This is a genomic window from Roseburia sp. AF15-21, from assembly GCF_003479505.1.
GTDB classification, from domain to species: domain Bacteria; phylum Bacillota; class Clostridia; order Lachnospirales; family Lachnospiraceae; genus Roseburia_C; species Roseburia_C amylophila.
This window is the reverse complement of sequence record NZ_QUHG01000010.1, coordinates 1-16,358: the sequence shown is the minus strand read 5'-3', so window position 1 is coordinate 16,358 and position 16,358 is coordinate 1. Positions and strand designations below refer to the sequence as shown.

Below are 16,358 nucleotides of genomic sequence, written 5' to 3'. Positions count from 1 at the left end.
TATTCACTCTCCTATCGTGTTCTGCCCTCTCTGTCGGCTGGATAAGCACCTTTATCCTCTGCTACAATTGCTGCAGATTCCATTCTGTCATCAGCTTCTCTTTCTTCCTCCGGTCCGCTCAGGTCTGCATCCACAGCCTTTGCGTTCTCAAGGTCAAGCTGGGCATTCAGTTTACACTGCCTAGCCAGCTTTTCTTCCAGTTCCTTGCTGTACGCAAATGGCTTGTCATACTCTGCCTTTGATGCTTCAAGGTCATTCTGGTACTGCTCAATCTTCTTTTCAAAGAAATCAATGTTCTCATGGAGTCCATTGAACAGGTTTTCCAGCTTCACCATGCTGCCGACAGGACTTGTGGAAAGCTCTGCTTTATACTCTGTCTTTCCACGAAGCACCATATAATTGATGCCAAGGAAGTTCTTTTCCACAAGCAGCTCAAATCCGTGGAATTTACCGATTACAGTTGTCTCTCCGGTCTTACATTTACTGATTGCTTCAAGCATCATCGTTCCGCCATCCACACGCTCTGTGTAAGTTACTTTGCCTATGGTAATGGCAAATTCCGGATTATCAATCAGCTCTTTATCCCTTGCCTTTACATCCTCTCTTACATTGGCAAGCTTTTCTGTTGCTGTCTTAATCAGCTTCGGATACTTAATCATAAAGTTATCCTGCAAGCCATATCTCTGATTGTCATAGGATGCCTTTAAGAGCTTTAATCTCTGGACATCATTGTCAATCTCCATCTTTTCCTTGATTAAAGGATTGCCTGTGGCAACCGCTTTAATCTCTGCATAGGAAAGTGTTGCCTCGTCGATATCCTCACAGCTTCGGCTTACAGCCTTGCTTGTCATGACCTGACTGATGAATCGCTGCTTATTTTCAACAAGCGACCAGTTGTATGCATCAAATGTCCCTTTGGTGACATATCTGTAGATTGCCACCTCTTCATTTTCATTACCCTGTCGTATGCCTCGTCCTTCCCTCTGTTCAATAGAAGAAGGCTTCCAAGGGCAATCCACATGATGCATTGCAACAAGGTGTGTCTGCACATTGACACCTGTTCCACACTTGTCCGTTGAACCGATAAGAACCTTCTTTTTACCTGTCCTCATCTCCTTAAAAAGTGCGTCCCTTTGTGCATCCGTCTTGGCATCATGAATAAAAGCTATCTCATCTGCCGGAATACCATACTGGATCAGTGTTTCTTTCAGATAATCGTAGATGGTAAAGTCCTTATCTGGTCCCGGTGTGCCGATGTCCGAAAAAATAAGCTGGCAGCCTATATGACCATCAGCATTTCCTTTCTCATATTCTTTCCATACATTCTCCGCTACCTTATTGAGTTTTCCATCCGGATTGTTCGGCGCATCCTTATCAATCAGTCTGGCATCCGTTCCAAGAAGTCTTGCCTCATGGGTAATCTTTAGAAAGTTATCCACGCTTGGATCAACTCCACCGCCTCTGATACGCTCTGCCCTCACAACAAAGTCTTCCATGACCTGCTTCACATACCAGTCAGGCTCCGACTCCACTATAATAGGCTTGCCGCCACGGAGAGCTGGCACATCAAGGTCAAGCATGTCTGCGGTCTGCACATCTGCTACCTCACGGAAGATATTCATAAGCTCCGGCAGATTCGTAAACTTATTAAATCTGCTCTTAAAACGAAATCCGCTTCCCTCTACAGTAAGCTCAAGTGCTGTTGTCACTTCACCAAAGTTTGCTGCCCAAGAATCAAAGTGATAAATCCCCATCTCTTCAAGTGCCGCTTTCTGTAAGTAAAGCTGCATGACATACATCTCACACATGGTATTGGATATTGGTGTACCTGTTGCAAACACAATACCCCTGCCATCATTTATCTCAGACAAATACTGGCATTTAAGCTGCATATCCGTTGACTTCTTAGCTCCGCTACTGCTGATACCTGACACATTATTCATCTTGGAAAAAATCGCAAGGTTCTTAAAATTATGTGCTTCGTCTACCATAATAGAATCTACACCCAGTTCCTCAAAGGTAATAAGGTCATCCTTCCTGCTCTCATCTGACAAGGATTTCAGCTGTTCCTCCAGTTTTTTCTTCTGGCTTTCCATCTGCTTTACAGTCCATCGCTCTCCGTTACGCTCCTTCATCTCATCAATCGCATAGCTGATTTCATCAATCTGCTCGTTAAGCATTCGCTCCTTTCTCTCTGCGGAGATTGGGATTTTCTCAAACTGTGAGTGTGACATGATGATACAGTCATAGTCACCAGTTGCAATCCTTGATACGAACTGCTTTCTGCGGCTTTTTTCAAAATCACGCTCCGTGGCAACTAAGATATTTGCTGACGGATAAAGCCTTAAAAACTCTGATGCCGTCTGACCGATAAGCGGCTTTGGTACAACCATGATTGTCTTATTGGCAAGTCCAAGTCTCTTCTGCTCCATGCAGGCAGCCATCATCTCAAATGACTTTCCGGCACCGACACAGTGTGCCAGCAGAGTATTTCCCCCAAGAAGAATTCTTGCCACCGCATTTTTCTGGTGTGGCTTTAACTCAATCGCCGGATTCATTCCCGGAAACTGTAAGTGACTTCCGTCATACTCACGCAGGCGGATGTTATTAAATGTCTCGTTGTAATACTCCACATATTTCTGTCTTCGCTCCGGCTCTGCAAACAGCCACTCCTTGAACTTCTCCTTGATCATGTTCTGCTTTTCCCTTGCAAGCATTGTCTCATTCTTATTGACTTCGTAATGATACCTGCCATCACCGTCATCAATCCTGTCCCTGACTGTTACTGTCTTTAGATTCAGCGTATCCTCAAAAATAGAATAAGCATCCATGCGGCTTGTACCATAGGTCTTAGTAGCCGCCACTGAATGCTTATCCATGCTTTTATTCTCGATGAACCATTCCATGCTCATCTTATTTAAGTGTACCTGAATGCCTGTATTGTAAAACTGGCTTCTGACTGCCCTTGCCCGTCTTGGTGTATTGAGAAGCTCATAGATAAACTGCTCATAATCAAGCGGCTCAATCCATGTCGTGCCAATCTTTACATCAATATCCGAGGCTTCAATCCACTCCGGCTGTACCTTTTCAAGTGCTGCCACATTGCCTGCAAATTTTTCTGCCTGCGGATTGCCTGTATCCGCTGCCATAGCCTTTGCTACACGAAGCTTGTCTCTCACATTGCCGGAAAGATACTCGTCTGCCGTCTCCCAGCCGATGTCGGGATTGTTCTCGTTGTAGCGGTCGGGATTTAGGAAAATCAATCCATCCAGCTCTTCCACAAGAACTGCCCTTCTAAGCTCTGCCAAAGCATCATCACTAAATGTTATCTCATCAGCTGTCTGCCCGGACTTTTCTGCAAGTTCTTCCTTTACATTAGTAATATCCGGCTCATAGATAGAGAGCATATAGGCAAGATTTACATATCCAAATTCATTGACGGATACATTCAATGCTTCCACAGCAGTCTCAACCCTGTCTATGACAGTCTTTGCCTTAATCGTCTGCTTATAAAACATATCCGCTTTTTTCACCTCCCCGTCTTCATTTACTTCTTCAAGACTGCAAAGAAGTGGGTAATCGCTGTCATCTCTGAAAGCTATTCTGTTTGCTTTTGAAGTAATGGCTCCATACTGCTTTACGAAGGCATCATATTTTACATTAAGAAGTCTCTGCTTATCAGAAAGCTCCTCCTCGCTGCAGCCATCCATCTGGATATCAATCAGATCTCTTGTTATCTGTCTGATTTCATCAAGGCTTCTGATTCGCTCCTCGGCAGTCTGTGATACTTCTTTTCTTACCATCTCGGAATTTTCCCTGTAATAGAGTTTTCCTTCAAAAAATGTGTAAGTGTAGTTTCTCACATCCGGATCAGCCGGGATAACTTCCTCCGTCTGCTCCGCCTCATCTGCCACTCTCTCAAAATCTGTCATCTGGGCTTTGATATTACCGATAGCTTTGTTTAATGCTTCATAAATATTGAAGTTCTCATCATCATTCACGCAGACTGTGTATCTGCTGTCCTGTCCGTAAATCCTTGTGTCATATTCCATAGATCCAAGCATCATTTCCGGATGCTCTGCAAAATAAGAGTTGACTGCAATGCCATTCTCAGTTACACCAAGGTGTACCCAGTCCGGCTCAATATCAATCTTTCTCTCCCTTTTCTGCAAAAACAGGATATCTGCTGTCACTTCGGTTCCTGCATTATCTTTAAATGCAGTATTCGGAAGTCTTATCGCTCCCACAAGCTCTGCTCTTTCAGCCAGATACTTTCGGATAGTAGGATTTGCCTTATCAAGTGTTCCCTTTGTGGTAATCACCGCAACCATGCCTCCCGGTCTTACCTGATCAAGTGCTTTTGCCAGAAAATAATCGTGGATACGGAAGTTATACTTGTTGTACTTCGGATCAAAAACCTTATAATCACCAAATGGCACATTTCCGACAACTACATCAAAGAAGTTATCCGGATATGTGGTATTCTCAAATCCTGTGATACTGATATTGGCATTCTGATAAAGCTGCTTTGCAATTCTTCCCGAAATGCTGTCAAGCTCCACCCCATACAGCTTACTTCTCTGCATAGGTGCCGGCATACTCCCAAAGAAGTTACCGATACCCATAGATGGTTCTAATACATTGCCGCCTCTGAAACCAAACTGGACAAGTGCCGAGTTCATGCACATGGCAATCTCCGGTGAAGTATAAAAGGCATTGTTTACTGTTGCCCTAGCTGCAGCATACTCTTCATCCGATAACATCTCTTTGAGTTCTTTGTACTCTTTGCTCCAGCCTGCGTTTTCCTCGTCAAATGCCTGTGACAGTCCGCCCCATCCGACAAACTTCGACAAGGTTTTCTGTTCCTCCGGTGTTGCAAGCCTGTTTTCTGATTCAATCTGCTTTAAAGTACGAATTGCATCCATATTCCACTGATATCTGGTCTTGGCACCGCCTTTTTCCATTTCCCAGAGATTGTAATGGAAGTTGTGCTTCGTCTGCCCGGCAACATTCTTCTCATTTTCAAGACTTTCTACTTGCTGTACTGGTTCCTGCTTTGGTGTAAAATCTACAGTTTCCTGTGATTCTGTATCAGCCTGAATATCATCCACAGATACTGATACCACATCATCTGAAACTACATGTCCATTCTCATCAATCTTGGTTTCCCATCCATTCGCTATTGCTCTTTCCCTGGTTTCAAGACGATTAGCTTTTACACTATCCTCGATGTCAAAGAATCTCTTATAGACCGGATTCATCTTATCCCTGTCAGCCTTCTGCTTTATCTCTTGATAATACTTTTTCTGGTCTTCTCCGCAGTAAAATGGCTGTTTTACCATATAGGATAAAATCTCATATAACTCACGCCAGTCGAGAGCACCTTCCTTACGCACACCATTCCTGTTCTTATAGCTGATCTTCACATATCCACTTCTGATTGAGTACTCCACAAGACCATACTTATTGTTGGAATATGCCTTTCTTTCTGCATTATCTGTCCCTAATGCAATATCCCTGATAAGGTCAAGTTTATTGGGCATAAATGCAAAATCAGACTGCACCACATCCATAAGGAATGCCCTAAACGGAGTGTAGCAGCTGCAATCTGTTACAAGAATCTCCGCCGCATCACGCAGGTCTTCATCAAGCTCTGCAATACGCTTGGCATAATCAATCGGTGTAATATACTGAAGCTCTGATGGATCTTTTTCAGTTGTTTCAGCTTCTATCTCTGCACCATATTCTGCCTGTGTTACCATGCGGTCTTCATCGGCAGTTTCCTGTGGTGTCATGCCTTTTGCACTTACATAATCTCTGTTAGAAGCATAGCTCTCCGGCTCATCCGGTATTGCATAATCATCAATCTCTGATTCTGCCTCCTCCGGTTCCACTTCCCGGTATTCGGCATCAATGACCTCATCATCCTCACGGAGTCCGTCCATCGCAAGCTCATCAATACGAGGTGTCTCAGGCTGGTATTCCCCTGTAAGAATAAGGACACCAAGCTCTTTTTCGATATCTTTCCACGAAACATATCCTTCAACCTCTCCATCCTCATCTCGCCACTGAAAACGCAGTCCATTCCCATGAAATGTGTCATATCCGTGCAGTCCCAGTCCGTCAACCGGCCAGCCTGCACCTCCCTGACCATATTCTGCTTTGATACGCTTTGCCCTGGTTCCTGCATCAATCTCTGTTTCAAAAATCTTGCATACCCTGCCCTTACCACCGATAAAACCTGTACCTCTCATAAGCACCTGTTTGATATACTCACTTGGTACTGTTGCAGACTTTTTGGGATTCAGGTAATTGTATTTACCTGCTAATGCAGCTTTTCTGTCCTGCTCGAACTGACGCATAAACTGATTATTGTTTTCGTCCTCAGTATGAATGGTGCCAATGCTTGCCTGCCCGTTCTGGTCGAAAAAAAAGGAAGCCTGTGTATATTCGGCTTCCTTACTAACACCCAATGAATTGATTTCATCAAGTTCCCTATTCAGTTCTGTATCATCTGATTCTAGTGGAATCGCATCACTATCTGATTCAGTACCACTTCCTCTGCCTGCATCTTCGCCTGCTCTCTTATCTTCCACATCTCCATTGTCGATGACGGATTCTGTGGCTTGTGCTTCGCCAGATACTGCATCTCCAGCTGGTCGTACAGCTGGTTCGCTTCCTCCTCTACCGCTGACATCTTCTCGTACATCTTCCCGAATCTCATCAGCGTCTTGTATCTTGCCGGCTCGTTCTCCTTTAGATAGTTCATCGCCATCCTTCCGTATTTGCCCAGCTTCGTGAGATCCTCCGTCTCGTCCGGCATCTCTATCTGCGGATAAAGCAGTCCGTCCACTTCCTTGTAAGTCATTTCTTCTAACATATCCAATTCTCCTTTCGCTCTCGATTGCCTTTAAGTTACGACTAAATTCTCTAAGAACACTACAGGAGACATCGCATACAATGGAACCAAGACGGTAAATGATCTCTTCGTCTTTGATATTTACGATCTGACTAAAATCCTGTTCTTGCACAGATAAGTCAAATCCGCATCTCGTCCCTACAGCATACATGACACTTGCATATACAAGCTGCTCCATGTCCATTTCCTGCTGTAAGCCATTGCGTTTCTTACTTTCTTCCTTTATCACACTACCTGATAGCTGCATAAGCTCGGTCATTCGGTCTCCGAACTCTTCTTTTATTATAAACCAAACATCTGTTCCTGTAAACTGTTTTAATATATTTTTTAGAGACTCCCTGTCGCTGTTATCGTACTGCTCAATCTGACCTTCTGACACAAGAAAATCCACATAATCTTTAAGATTTTCTCCCTCAAGGTCCCATGTCAACTTAACATTCTTCCCTCCGGTATCACTGATATCAAAGATATACCTCATGCGTGGATTCAGTGCCCTTGACGGGAAGATGGCGCAGCCTTTCGCACCACGCTTTACATATCTTCCCACCTTTTTCCAGGTATCATAATCTGCCATGAGTGTGCTTTTTTCCGGAGGTCTCTGAGCTGTTACCATAACGATATTGTCAAATTCATAGCGGTATAACTGACCTGCGACCTTTAACACATCCTTCCAGTTCTTTTCTGATCTTGTGATGTTACCAATTTCAGAATCGTATATCGCTTTGACCTTCATATCAACGCCCATACCTTTGTCCTCCTCTACTTAAACATCTCTGCAAACAATCCCTTAAATAGCTTTAACTCATCCTTATCCAGCTCGATTGCAAATTTATTGTCGATTGCCTGTTTTTCGCATTTATCCTTTTTCTTTGCAATCTTACGCACCACACGAAGAATCACATAGCACTCCTTGGACTTTGCAATGCTCTGTTTAAAGGTCAGCTCATCCTCATCGACTGACTTCTGTGTCTGATAGATAATCTCTTTTAACTTATCATTGATACCATCTACTTCCTCAAGGGAAATAATAACGGATGCCTTAGAAGCACCCGATCTGTCCCACTCCTTATGAAGTTCCTTTACTAAAAACTCCATGTTCTTAATTACTGTTGTTGAATCACTTTTCATCTTGCTTTTCCTCCGTTTTCTTTTAATGAATAAGGGAGCTGACCTTCGCTGATAGGCGCAAAATCAACTCCCTTCATGTCCTCTGCTCCAAGGACTATCTGCTCTGCATAATACATATCCATTGCCTTATTGATGGCATCGTCAAGCGACTCTGCCTTTACTTTCTGTACTCGTGAAAGCACTTCTTTTATCTCAACATCAAATTCCTGTTCCATATGATATCGCCTCCTGTAAAAATCTCATCACCGGCTCTTTTCTTCCTTTACCTGTCTTTCCTTAAAGCCTTCATCGTACTTTCCATCTTCCAGCCTGTCGTAAAAACAGTCCTCTTCAATCGTTCCAAAATCCTCATACATCTGGTGAAGGAAGTCATTCTGCAGCTTCTTCGGTACATCATCATCCTTTGACATATCCTGATAAAAATAGAACTTCTGCTTTAGCTTTGCCCTGTAATCATAGATATCCTCTATCTTTTCCGGTGTGCCATACTCCCTCTTGCATGCCTTGAAATTTGTAGTTGAAAGTGTGGAACCTAGATAAATGCCATGCTCCCACGATACCCCGATTGTGGTATTGTCCTTTGTAGGCTTCTCATCCTTCGGATAACGCTTATACTCTGTCGCACCAAGGGCGATTGTAAGAGAACCTGACTTCATATCCATCACCACAAGATTTCTTGGTGATAATGCTTCAAGCACCATGTAATCATGGTCATTGAAGTTATGAAATGTCTGTCCCCTTTCAAATGAGCGGTTCTCCATTTCATAATGCAGGTTAAAATCATCCACCCAGCCCTTATCGGTCATTCCAATCTCCTTAAGCTTTGCAACACATTCAGAAGAACTGGCTTCTTTATCAAACCGAAATTTTTTGGAATCGTTATAAAATCCCTGAAGAAAATGTCCCAGCTGAATATCATCCAGACAGAATCTCGCAGATACAGTTACATTTGCTGCCCTGTAATACTCTGTGAAGTTATCTGCTTCACCAAGTGTCCTTCCAAGCTGCAACAGATGGTCTGCAAGCTCTGACATGTCATCAATTGCTATAAAACTCTTATAATCATCCAGAGTCATCAGCATATTTATCTCTGTTCCCCTGTCGTTTTCTGTTACCAGTATCATATCTTTTAAATCCATTCTTACCTCCAGTCTCAGAGAGGGACTATGCCCTCTCAGCAAATTTTCTGTTATGGTCTTCCAATCACAACAATCTTTCCTGTGCTTGCCACATCCCTGTAGACCACACCAAGACTTTCATTAAGTGCCTCTACCACCTTGCCATTTCCGACATATACTGCCACATGGCTGATGTTCTTATATCTTCCGTTGCTTGTAAAACTGTAGAAGATAAGGTCTCCCGGCTGTAACTCATCAAAGGAGACTGTCTTTCCGGCTTCATCCAGTCCCTGTGCCTCCGCTGCCGCTGTGGTTGCACCGCCGTAACTAATATCCACGCCTGCATCCTTCCATGAATAATAGGCTAAGGAGCTGCAGTCATAATAGTTACCGCTGTCTCTTAAATCCTGACTATAAGGGAAGCCAACTCTGTGAAGTGCATAGGAGCAGACTGTTTTCTGCCTGCTGTCTGTAATTCCGTTTAGGATGGCATTGATTTCATCCTCAGTCATGGAGCTTACTCCAGGACTTCCGCCTCCGCCGCCACTTCCGCTTCCGGCATATCCAAGCTGTCCCATAAACTCCGGACTCATGATCTGCTCAAGCATTTCCACCTGATCAGAATTAAATCCATAGACCGAAATCATATCCCTGTACGATTTTAGTGTGACATTCACATACAGAACCGACTTTGTGACAGTAGTTACACTGCCGTCTGCATCCGTTTCTTCCACATCCTTTGTTCCGGTGCTTGTGGTGTATGAACACATATCATTTACAACTGCCTGCAGCCAGCCTTTTGAAGTATCATTCATGACTGTTGCTGTATCTCCGACACCATGCTTGACCATATAGACTGCCATGATGTCATAGTAATTGCTTGGGTTTTCTTCCATACCTTCATAATCCACATATACAAGCTCTCCAAGGTCATATCCGGTATGCTCATTCACTTTCGTATTAACATCCCGGTTAAACTCCTGCACATAAGCACTCGTTACTGTCTGCACGGTATCTCCTGATTCAAGTGGTGGCAGAAATAAAGCAAATGGAGAATTGTAAAGGATTGCTATCACCGCTATAACCGGAACCGCAATCATGGCAACTACAAGAACAAGTAATAAAAGCACCAATCCGATAATCGGTGCAGCTGCCTTTACCCAGGTAATCGCTTTTCGCACAATCAGATCCTTTACCAGCTTTGCCACGCTGTCTGTCTGATTCTCCTGTGCTTTCATCTTATCCAGAAAGAACTTTATCTTCCTGCTCCGGTTGGTCATCTTTTCATCCTTGACCTCTATGGACACACCTGCAGCATATCCGGCAGCCATGCCGATTGCAGTGCCAACTCCCGGTGCAACCGCTGTTCCTGCCGCTGTAGCAGCTGCCTTTGTTGCAGTTTTTGTTACAACCTTGGCAGTAGTCTTGGCTGTTTCTTTTGCCGTCTCTTTAGCTACCGCCTTGGCTGTATCTTTGGCAGCTTTCTTTGCTGTCTTTTTTGCCAGCTTCTTTCCTGCCTCTACCTTCTTGATACGCTTCTTTGCCTCGGCTGCCGCCTTTTTCCTGAAAAGTGCTGCGCCCTTAGAAGCAGTTCCGGTAACAGGGCGGCTTGCTTCATATGCAAGATATGCTGCCTGCGATACCTCCTGCCCGCCTTCCACCTGCTCTGTTACTGCCCCGGCTGCAAGTGCTCCAGTTCTTCCTGCAATGTGAAGATTGGTATTCTTGGTCTTGATTGAAGTTCCTGACTCTCTGATGTTACGCTTAAACTTAGAAAGACCTTTATCCTTAGCCTCCGACTGATGAATGGTACTCTTTCTATAAGTACTCTTTCCATCAGTACTTTTCTGAAGCATCAATTTTGCAGATGCTTTTTTATCCATTTCATTGGCTTTAGCATCATGCACTTTCGGTCCTCTCTCTACTGTATAGATATTGCTGCCTTTAATCTTGGCACCCTTTGGCTCGTGGGCATGAATCTTGGCTTTCTCCTTGGTGTGAATGACCATTGGTTTGTCATCCACTTTCTTTATCTTCAATGTTCTCACCTTCTTTCACTCAATATGCAAAACAGCCACCCAGCTTCCCGGATGGCTATGCTTTGAGGTCGCAAATTGCGACCTCTATCAGCATTATTCGACATTGTTCTGCATTTCACGCTTCTTCTGTTCTGCAATCTTCTCATGAATGTTGGTGTTATACAGTCTGTAAAGGTCTGTATCCTTGCTAATCTGATTATCAAACGGAATCACCACAGAGCCACACTTGATAAGTCCCATTCCCGATGCGGTATTGGTTACGAATCTAAGCTGTGCCTCTGATACCCCGATAACTTCCGCCATCTTGGAACTGTCTGTATTCGCCTGTTTTAAGAGTGCCACAAACTCAGAGTTTGCAAGCATTGTGGTTGCTGTATAGTTCTGCAACAGATCGACGACATTCTGCGTGATACCGGTACAAAGTCCTCCCTGCTTTCTTACTTTCTTCCAGAGCTGCTGCAGATATTTTGCAGAATACTCGGAATTAAGCAGGACGTGAAACTCATCAATATAGAGCCATGTTGCCTTGCCTCTCTTGCCATTCTCAACAATCCTGTTCTGAATAGACTCCATCATGACAAGCATTGTGATAGGACTAAGCTCCGTACCTAAGTCCCTGATGCCATATACTGTGAATCTGTTATCCACATCCACATTTGTCTGATGATTGAAGATATTAAGTGAACCATTTACGAAAAGCTCCAAAGACAATGCAATGTCCTTTGCCTCATCCTCCGGCTGTGCCATAAGGATATCGTAAAAATCACTCATCACCGGGATATACTTCTCTTTGCTCCTTGCAATGTCGATATACAGCTTTCTCACACAACGATCAATGATTGACTTCTGTCTTGAATTTAAGCTGTCTCCGATACACTGCTCACAAAGTCCAAGCATAAACTCGCCCTTTTCTCTTACCATTCCTTTGGAATCATTCGGATCAAGACTCCATACGTCCATCTCCAGCGGATTCACATAGTTATCCGTGTAGGTGGACATATTTACTACAGTTCCACCATAAGTATCAGCTATATCAAAGTATTCGTTCATTGGATCTATGACGATTATCTCATCATCTCCCGACAAGAATACGCTGCCCATCTCCATCTTACAGAAGAAGGATTTACCGGAACCCGGCACTCCGAAAACGAAGCCATTTCCGTTGATGAGCTTCTTTCTGTTACCGATATTCACATTCTTGCTGATCTGGTTGATACCATAGTAATTGCCGGTGCTGTCATTAAGTTCCTGCACATTGAATGGCATAAGCACCGCAAGTGACTGGGTAAGTAGGGTACGCATTGTCTCCACCTGTCTTACTCCAATCGGAAGTGCTGTGTTGAGTGCTTCCCTCTGCTTTAAGTAGTGTGTATCAATCGTGCAGCTGTTACGTTTTCCGATAGTCTCCACAGTCTCACATACACTCTCAAGCTCCTTCTTGCTTTCTGCCATAAGAATAATAGTTACTCCCACGAAGAAAAGGCACTGGTCATTCTCACGGACATCATCCATGATTTCCTCAATCTCCTTTTTCTCCGTTCTCTTGGCATATGAGATTTCCGTAGAAAAATCGTTATTCTTATTACGGACTCTCTGCTGCTTAATGATATCCGACTCAATGCCAAGGTATTTCTTCTGAAGCACCTTTGTGGTCAAATCCTTGGGAACAGGCACCACATCAATGCTCGTGATGGAATGAACCGGAAGTGAAGTAATCTCATTGATGAATCTGTCTGATAAACTGCTCGGATACTTTTTGATGAAAAGTGCCTTGCAGAATTTACTCTCATCCTCAAAATGGTCTGGGAAATATTTCACCATGCCATTGCACAGATCATTTCTAAAATCTGCCCCGACCTTCTTAGCCTTTTTGATATCAAAATCAAAGCTGCCCTCATCTCCAAGATGATAATAGTCATAGAGCACTTTCAGTCTCTCATTGCCATTAAGCGGTACAATCTCCGCACCAAGCTCAATGAAAGCCTTGTGTATCGTTGCCTCAAGGGTTGCAAACTGTGCCTTTGCCTCCTCAAAGTTCTTTCTCTCTATCGTGATCGTCAGGTATCTCTCCTGCTCAATCCCCTGTCTGCCCTCAATAATCTTCTCCTCAATGATGTCATTGTAGATACTTCTATAATTATTGAAGCCATCATTTTTCTCAGCAATCAGAACCTTGTCACGGAGTTCATCCATGTTTTTGTTCTTATTGTTGATCGTAATCTTATAATTACAGTCCAGCGAATTTAAGAACTTACAGTATCTCTCAAATATGCCGATCTGCTCATCCTCGGTTGCTGTCGTGTAATTGATGTCCTGAAAGCGGTAGCATTTGGAATACTTATTTTTGCTTACTTCAAAAATGCCGTTTTCAGCCACCGCCATAATCTCTATGGTTTCCTGAATGGATTTAGGTGTCTTATACAAAGGCTCACTCGCCTTCTTTAATAACTTAAATCCGTCTGTAAATAAACCCATGTCTCTAACCTCGCTTTCTTATAATGAAAGCCCGCCGGGAACTTCACCCTGCGGGCTGTGTTCCCGACCTTGCGGTCAGATACTATTCGTTTCTAATGCATTGCCTTATATGCTGCAATGCCTGCTACTGCCGCCACAATGACTGCGACAAGTCCAAGCAGCATGTTTCTCGTCTTTTTCTTCATTGCTTCAAACTCCTCCTGCTTCTTTACAGCCGAATCAGCTGTTACAGTCTCCTGTTCTGCCTTTCTGCCTTTCTTCTTTACCTGTTCATTCTGTTCTGCTTCTAACTGCTTTATTGCAGGTTCTCCCTCTGTTGATACATAGGTAAGCGCCCTGTTGCCAAACATAAAATGCAGTTTCTTTCCCATATACTCGTAGAAATTCATCCCATTAAAGGAATAAAATCCGCCAAGAGCAATCGGTGCCACACATGGAATTGCCACATAAGCAGAACCCGTAAGACCGATATACTTGTAAAGAAGAAGGACAATACTGCCACCGACCACTACGCTTGCAATGGAAAATATAAGCTGCCTTGCAGTAAGTCCCATCGCAACCGATTCCTGATAGCGGTCAATATCCTTGTTTACTTCGATTACCATTGTCCCTGCCTCCTATCTTGATAAATCCTTTGTTTCCGGCTTTCTTGTCATTCCAATATTCGCCTCATACTTATCCATTCCATCCGGACACAGTTCCCTAAGCTTATCCACATTGAACAGATAAAGCGGATATTCGCAGAAACCGCTCCTTTGCGTGAATCCTGTAAACTCTCCAAGGTCATTGTCTGTAATAAACTTTTCAATATCCGGCATGTCATTCACATTCAGATATCCGCAGTAATTTGGTGCTGCAACCGACAAATTCACAGTCACATCCCCAAAAGGCTCCTCATATCCATCTTCATTACACATAAGACCGATAAACATTGCCCTGTTATTCATATACTGCTGGATATCAAATGTCACCTGCGTTTCTCCGGTTATGCTTGAATTATAAGTAACCTGTTTCTTTTCATTATCCATTTCTGCCTCCCTCTATAATCCAAATGCCTTGCTTGTAAGTGTCTGTGCACCCTTCACGCTTCCAACAGTCATTGCTATCGTAAATGTCATTTCACACAAATAAATAAGCGTCTGTGCCCAGTCAGCGTAACTTCCTGTAAATGCCGGAAGTCCTGCATTGATAAATGCATTACATACCACAATTGCAAGTGCCATCGTTACTGCCTCGAATACACACGAAAGAAAATATTTGCAGTAGGTAGCCATTGTATGACTGACCATTCTGTTTCCTGCCATTGTGGAGCATGCAATCGCACCAAGCGGCACAATAATCAGTATCTTTAAGAACCTGAAATACACTGTGTAAATGATAAAGAATCCACAGATAATAATGATGATTGCAAGCAAAGCTGTAAGTATCAGCATTACCAGACTCTCACCAAATCCGAGTCCCTTAATGATGTCTGCCTGTGTACTGTCAATGGCAAGCTGCGTCGTTGTCCCCGCAGATATAAGTCCCACCAGATTTCCTATGGAAGTAAAAAACGCTTTCATAATCGTGACATTATTTGCAACAAACCATTCTGCAAGTCCCAGTCGGATAAGCATACGAAATATAGACTCAAACCTCATCTCATCTTTTACATCTATGCTTTCCGAGCAGAAACCGATAACAAAGAACAGCACAACGAGGGAAGAGCCGACCGCTACAAAGACCGGCTCTATACCCTCAATGACTGCCCAGGGACCTCCGCCCTTGAAACTGACCGGTGACTGTCCAAGCATTGCAAAGACCAGGGATATCTGATTGTTCCAAAACCCAAACACTGCCTCAAGAAGTGCAAGGATCTTATCACCAAGCTTAAAAATATCCATACTTGTTATTCACCTCTTTCCTTTTACTAAAAGGGGAAATGCATTTCCCTAATCTTAGAAGCCTAAGAATGTCAGAACTGTTGAAATACCAGCCATCATGACACCTGCCACAATTCCTTTCAGAGCGGAGTTCATGGTAGATGAATCCTGCTGCTGGTAGGCTTGTGCGAACTCCATAACATTCTTTGCAAGAATGATGACACCAACCGCACCAATGACTGCAATGATAAGTGTCTTTAAATTCTCAAGCGGCTGTGTTACTGCGGAAGTACCTGTACCTGCTGCAAAACAAGTAGTGCTCATAAGCATTACTCCCATAAGTGCTCCGGATACTGCCGGAACCATTCTTTTCTTAAAATGAAGTAATCTTCTCTTCATGCCTTTTCCCTCCAAACCCTTGTTTTCTGCACTATTGCAGACTGAATTGTTAGTTACTGTAATCTGTTCTTTTCTCATGATAAAAATCTCCTTTTTCTTGATGTGTGACAGATATGGAAAAAGCCAGAAAGGAATGTACACATTCCAATCCGGCTGATTTCCGAATGGAATATATACATTCCTCTCTGTCTTTGTTTTTTTACTATATGATTATCAGGCAATGCCTGTTGTAAAGATTAATCGGGCTTTCCCCGATGCGTTGTGCTTCAATCACCTCCTTTTATGGCATGAAAAAAGCACTCTAACCTATTATTGGCTAAAGTGCTTTGTAAAACAGTTATTAAATTATTTATCAGTCAGACAAACTGTTAAGGAAACAATCGGAGTTGGTGTAAACGAAAAAGCAGCCTTGAGTTCT

General features: G+C 43.4%; 11 protein-coding genes. 1 reads left to right on the top strand and 10 read right to left on the bottom strand.

Annotated features, from left to right (window positions below):
• Positions 1–11: 11 nt before the first annotated feature.
• From DWW33_RS16335 to DWW33_RS12370, 10 genes are all read right to left on the bottom strand, one after another.
• Entirely contained in the window at positions 12–7,664 is a 7,653-nt protein-coding gene (locus DWW33_RS16335; RefSeq protein ID WP_118639633.1) for a helicase-related protein, read from the bottom strand.
• Between the two features lie 14 nt (positions 7,665–7,678).
• Positions 7,679–8,047, bottom strand: coding sequence for a hypothetical protein (locus tag DWW33_RS12410; RefSeq protein WP_118639632.1), 369 nt, complete (start codon positions 8,045–8,047; stop codon positions 7,679–7,681).
• Positions 8,044–8,262, bottom strand: coding sequence for a DpnD/PcfM family protein (locus DWW33_RS12405; RefSeq protein ID WP_106765261.1), 219 nt, complete (start codon positions 8,260–8,262; stop codon positions 8,044–8,046). The genes DWW33_RS12410 and DWW33_RS12405 overlap by 4 nt, the downstream gene beginning before the upstream one ends.
• Before the next feature lie 27 nt (positions 8,263–8,289).
• Positions 8,290–9,186: a hypothetical protein gene (locus tag DWW33_RS12400; protein WP_118639631.1), complete on the bottom strand. Its 897-nt coding sequence runs from the start codon at positions 9,184–9,186 to the stop codon at positions 8,290–8,292.
• Positions 9,187–9,236: 50 nt separating this feature from the next.
• Complete coding sequence (locus tag DWW33_RS12395) at positions 9,237–11,174, bottom strand: C40 family peptidase (RefSeq protein ID WP_118639670.1); 1,938 nt, start codon at positions 11,172–11,174, stop codon at positions 9,237–9,239.
• A 123-nt stretch (positions 11,175–11,297) separates the two neighbouring features.
• Positions 11,298–13,679, bottom strand: a complete 2,382-nt coding sequence (locus tag DWW33_RS12390) for a VirB4-like conjugal transfer ATPase, CD1110 family (RefSeq protein ID WP_117482438.1) — start codon at positions 13,677–13,679, stop codon at positions 11,298–11,300.
• 92 nt (positions 13,680–13,771) lie between these two features.
• On the bottom strand, positions 13,772–14,284 hold the full coding sequence (locus DWW33_RS12385; RefSeq protein ID WP_118173456.1) for a PrgI family protein: 513 nt from the start codon (positions 14,282–14,284) through the stop codon (positions 13,772–13,774).
• A gap of 12 nt (positions 14,285–14,296) precedes the next feature.
• Positions 14,297–14,707 carry a DUF4313 domain-containing protein gene (locus DWW33_RS12380; RefSeq protein WP_006858871.1) on the bottom strand — a complete coding sequence of 137 codons (411 nt, stop codon included), beginning with the start codon at positions 14,705–14,707 and terminating at the stop codon, positions 14,297–14,299.
• Positions 14,708–14,719: 12 nt separating this feature from the next.
• Entirely contained in the window at positions 14,720–15,562 is an 843-nt protein-coding gene (locus tag DWW33_RS12375) for a hypothetical protein (RefSeq protein WP_004611540.1), read from the bottom strand.
• Positions 15,563–15,616: 54 nt separating this feature from the next.
• On the bottom strand, positions 15,617–16,018 hold the full coding sequence (locus DWW33_RS12370) for a hypothetical protein (RefSeq protein WP_044986705.1): 402 nt from the start codon (positions 16,016–16,018) through the stop codon (positions 15,617–15,619).
• A gap of 142 nt (positions 16,019–16,160) precedes the next feature.
• Here DWW33_RS12370 and DWW33_RS15880 point away from each other — a divergent pair.
• The coding region (locus tag DWW33_RS15880) for a hypothetical protein (RefSeq protein ID WP_207664206.1) at positions 16,161–16,358 on the top strand (198 nt) is incomplete at its 3' end.

Coding starts and splice junctions, on each gene's coding strand:
- DWW33_RS12375 (WP_004611540.1), bottom strand. CDS start 15,562: ATGGATATTTTTAAGCTTGGTGATAAGATCCTTGCACTTCTTGAGGCA.
- DWW33_RS12400 (WP_118639631.1), bottom strand. CDS start 9,186: ATGGATTTAAAAGATATGATACTGGTAACAGAAAACGACAGGGGAACA.
- DWW33_RS12410 (WP_118639632.1), bottom strand. CDS start 8,047: ATGAAAAGTGATTCAACAACAGTAATTAAGAACATGGAGTTTTTAGTA.
- DWW33_RS12390 (WP_117482438.1), bottom strand. CDS start 13,679: ATGGGTTTATTTACAGACGGATTTAAGTTATTAAAGAAGGCGAGTGAG.
- DWW33_RS12405 (WP_106765261.1), bottom strand. CDS start 8,262: ATGGAACAGGAATTTGATGTTGAGATAAAAGAAGTGCTTTCACGAGTA.
- DWW33_RS12395 (WP_118639670.1), bottom strand. CDS start 11,174: ATGGTCATTCACACCAAGGAGAAAGCCAAGATTCATGCCCACGAGCCA.
- DWW33_RS12385 (WP_118173456.1), bottom strand. CDS start 14,284: ATGGTAATCGAAGTAAACAAGGATATTGACCGCTATCAGGAATCGGTT.
- DWW33_RS16335 (WP_118639633.1), bottom strand. CDS start 7,664: ATGGGCGTTGATATGAAGGTCAAAGCGATATACGATTCTGAAATTGGT.
- DWW33_RS12370 (WP_044986705.1), bottom strand. CDS start 16,018: ATGAGAAAAGAACAGATTACAGTAACTAACAATTCAGTCTGCAATAGT.
- DWW33_RS12380 (WP_006858871.1), bottom strand. CDS start 14,707: ATGGATAATGAAAAGAAACAGGTTACTTATAATTCAAGCATAACCGGA.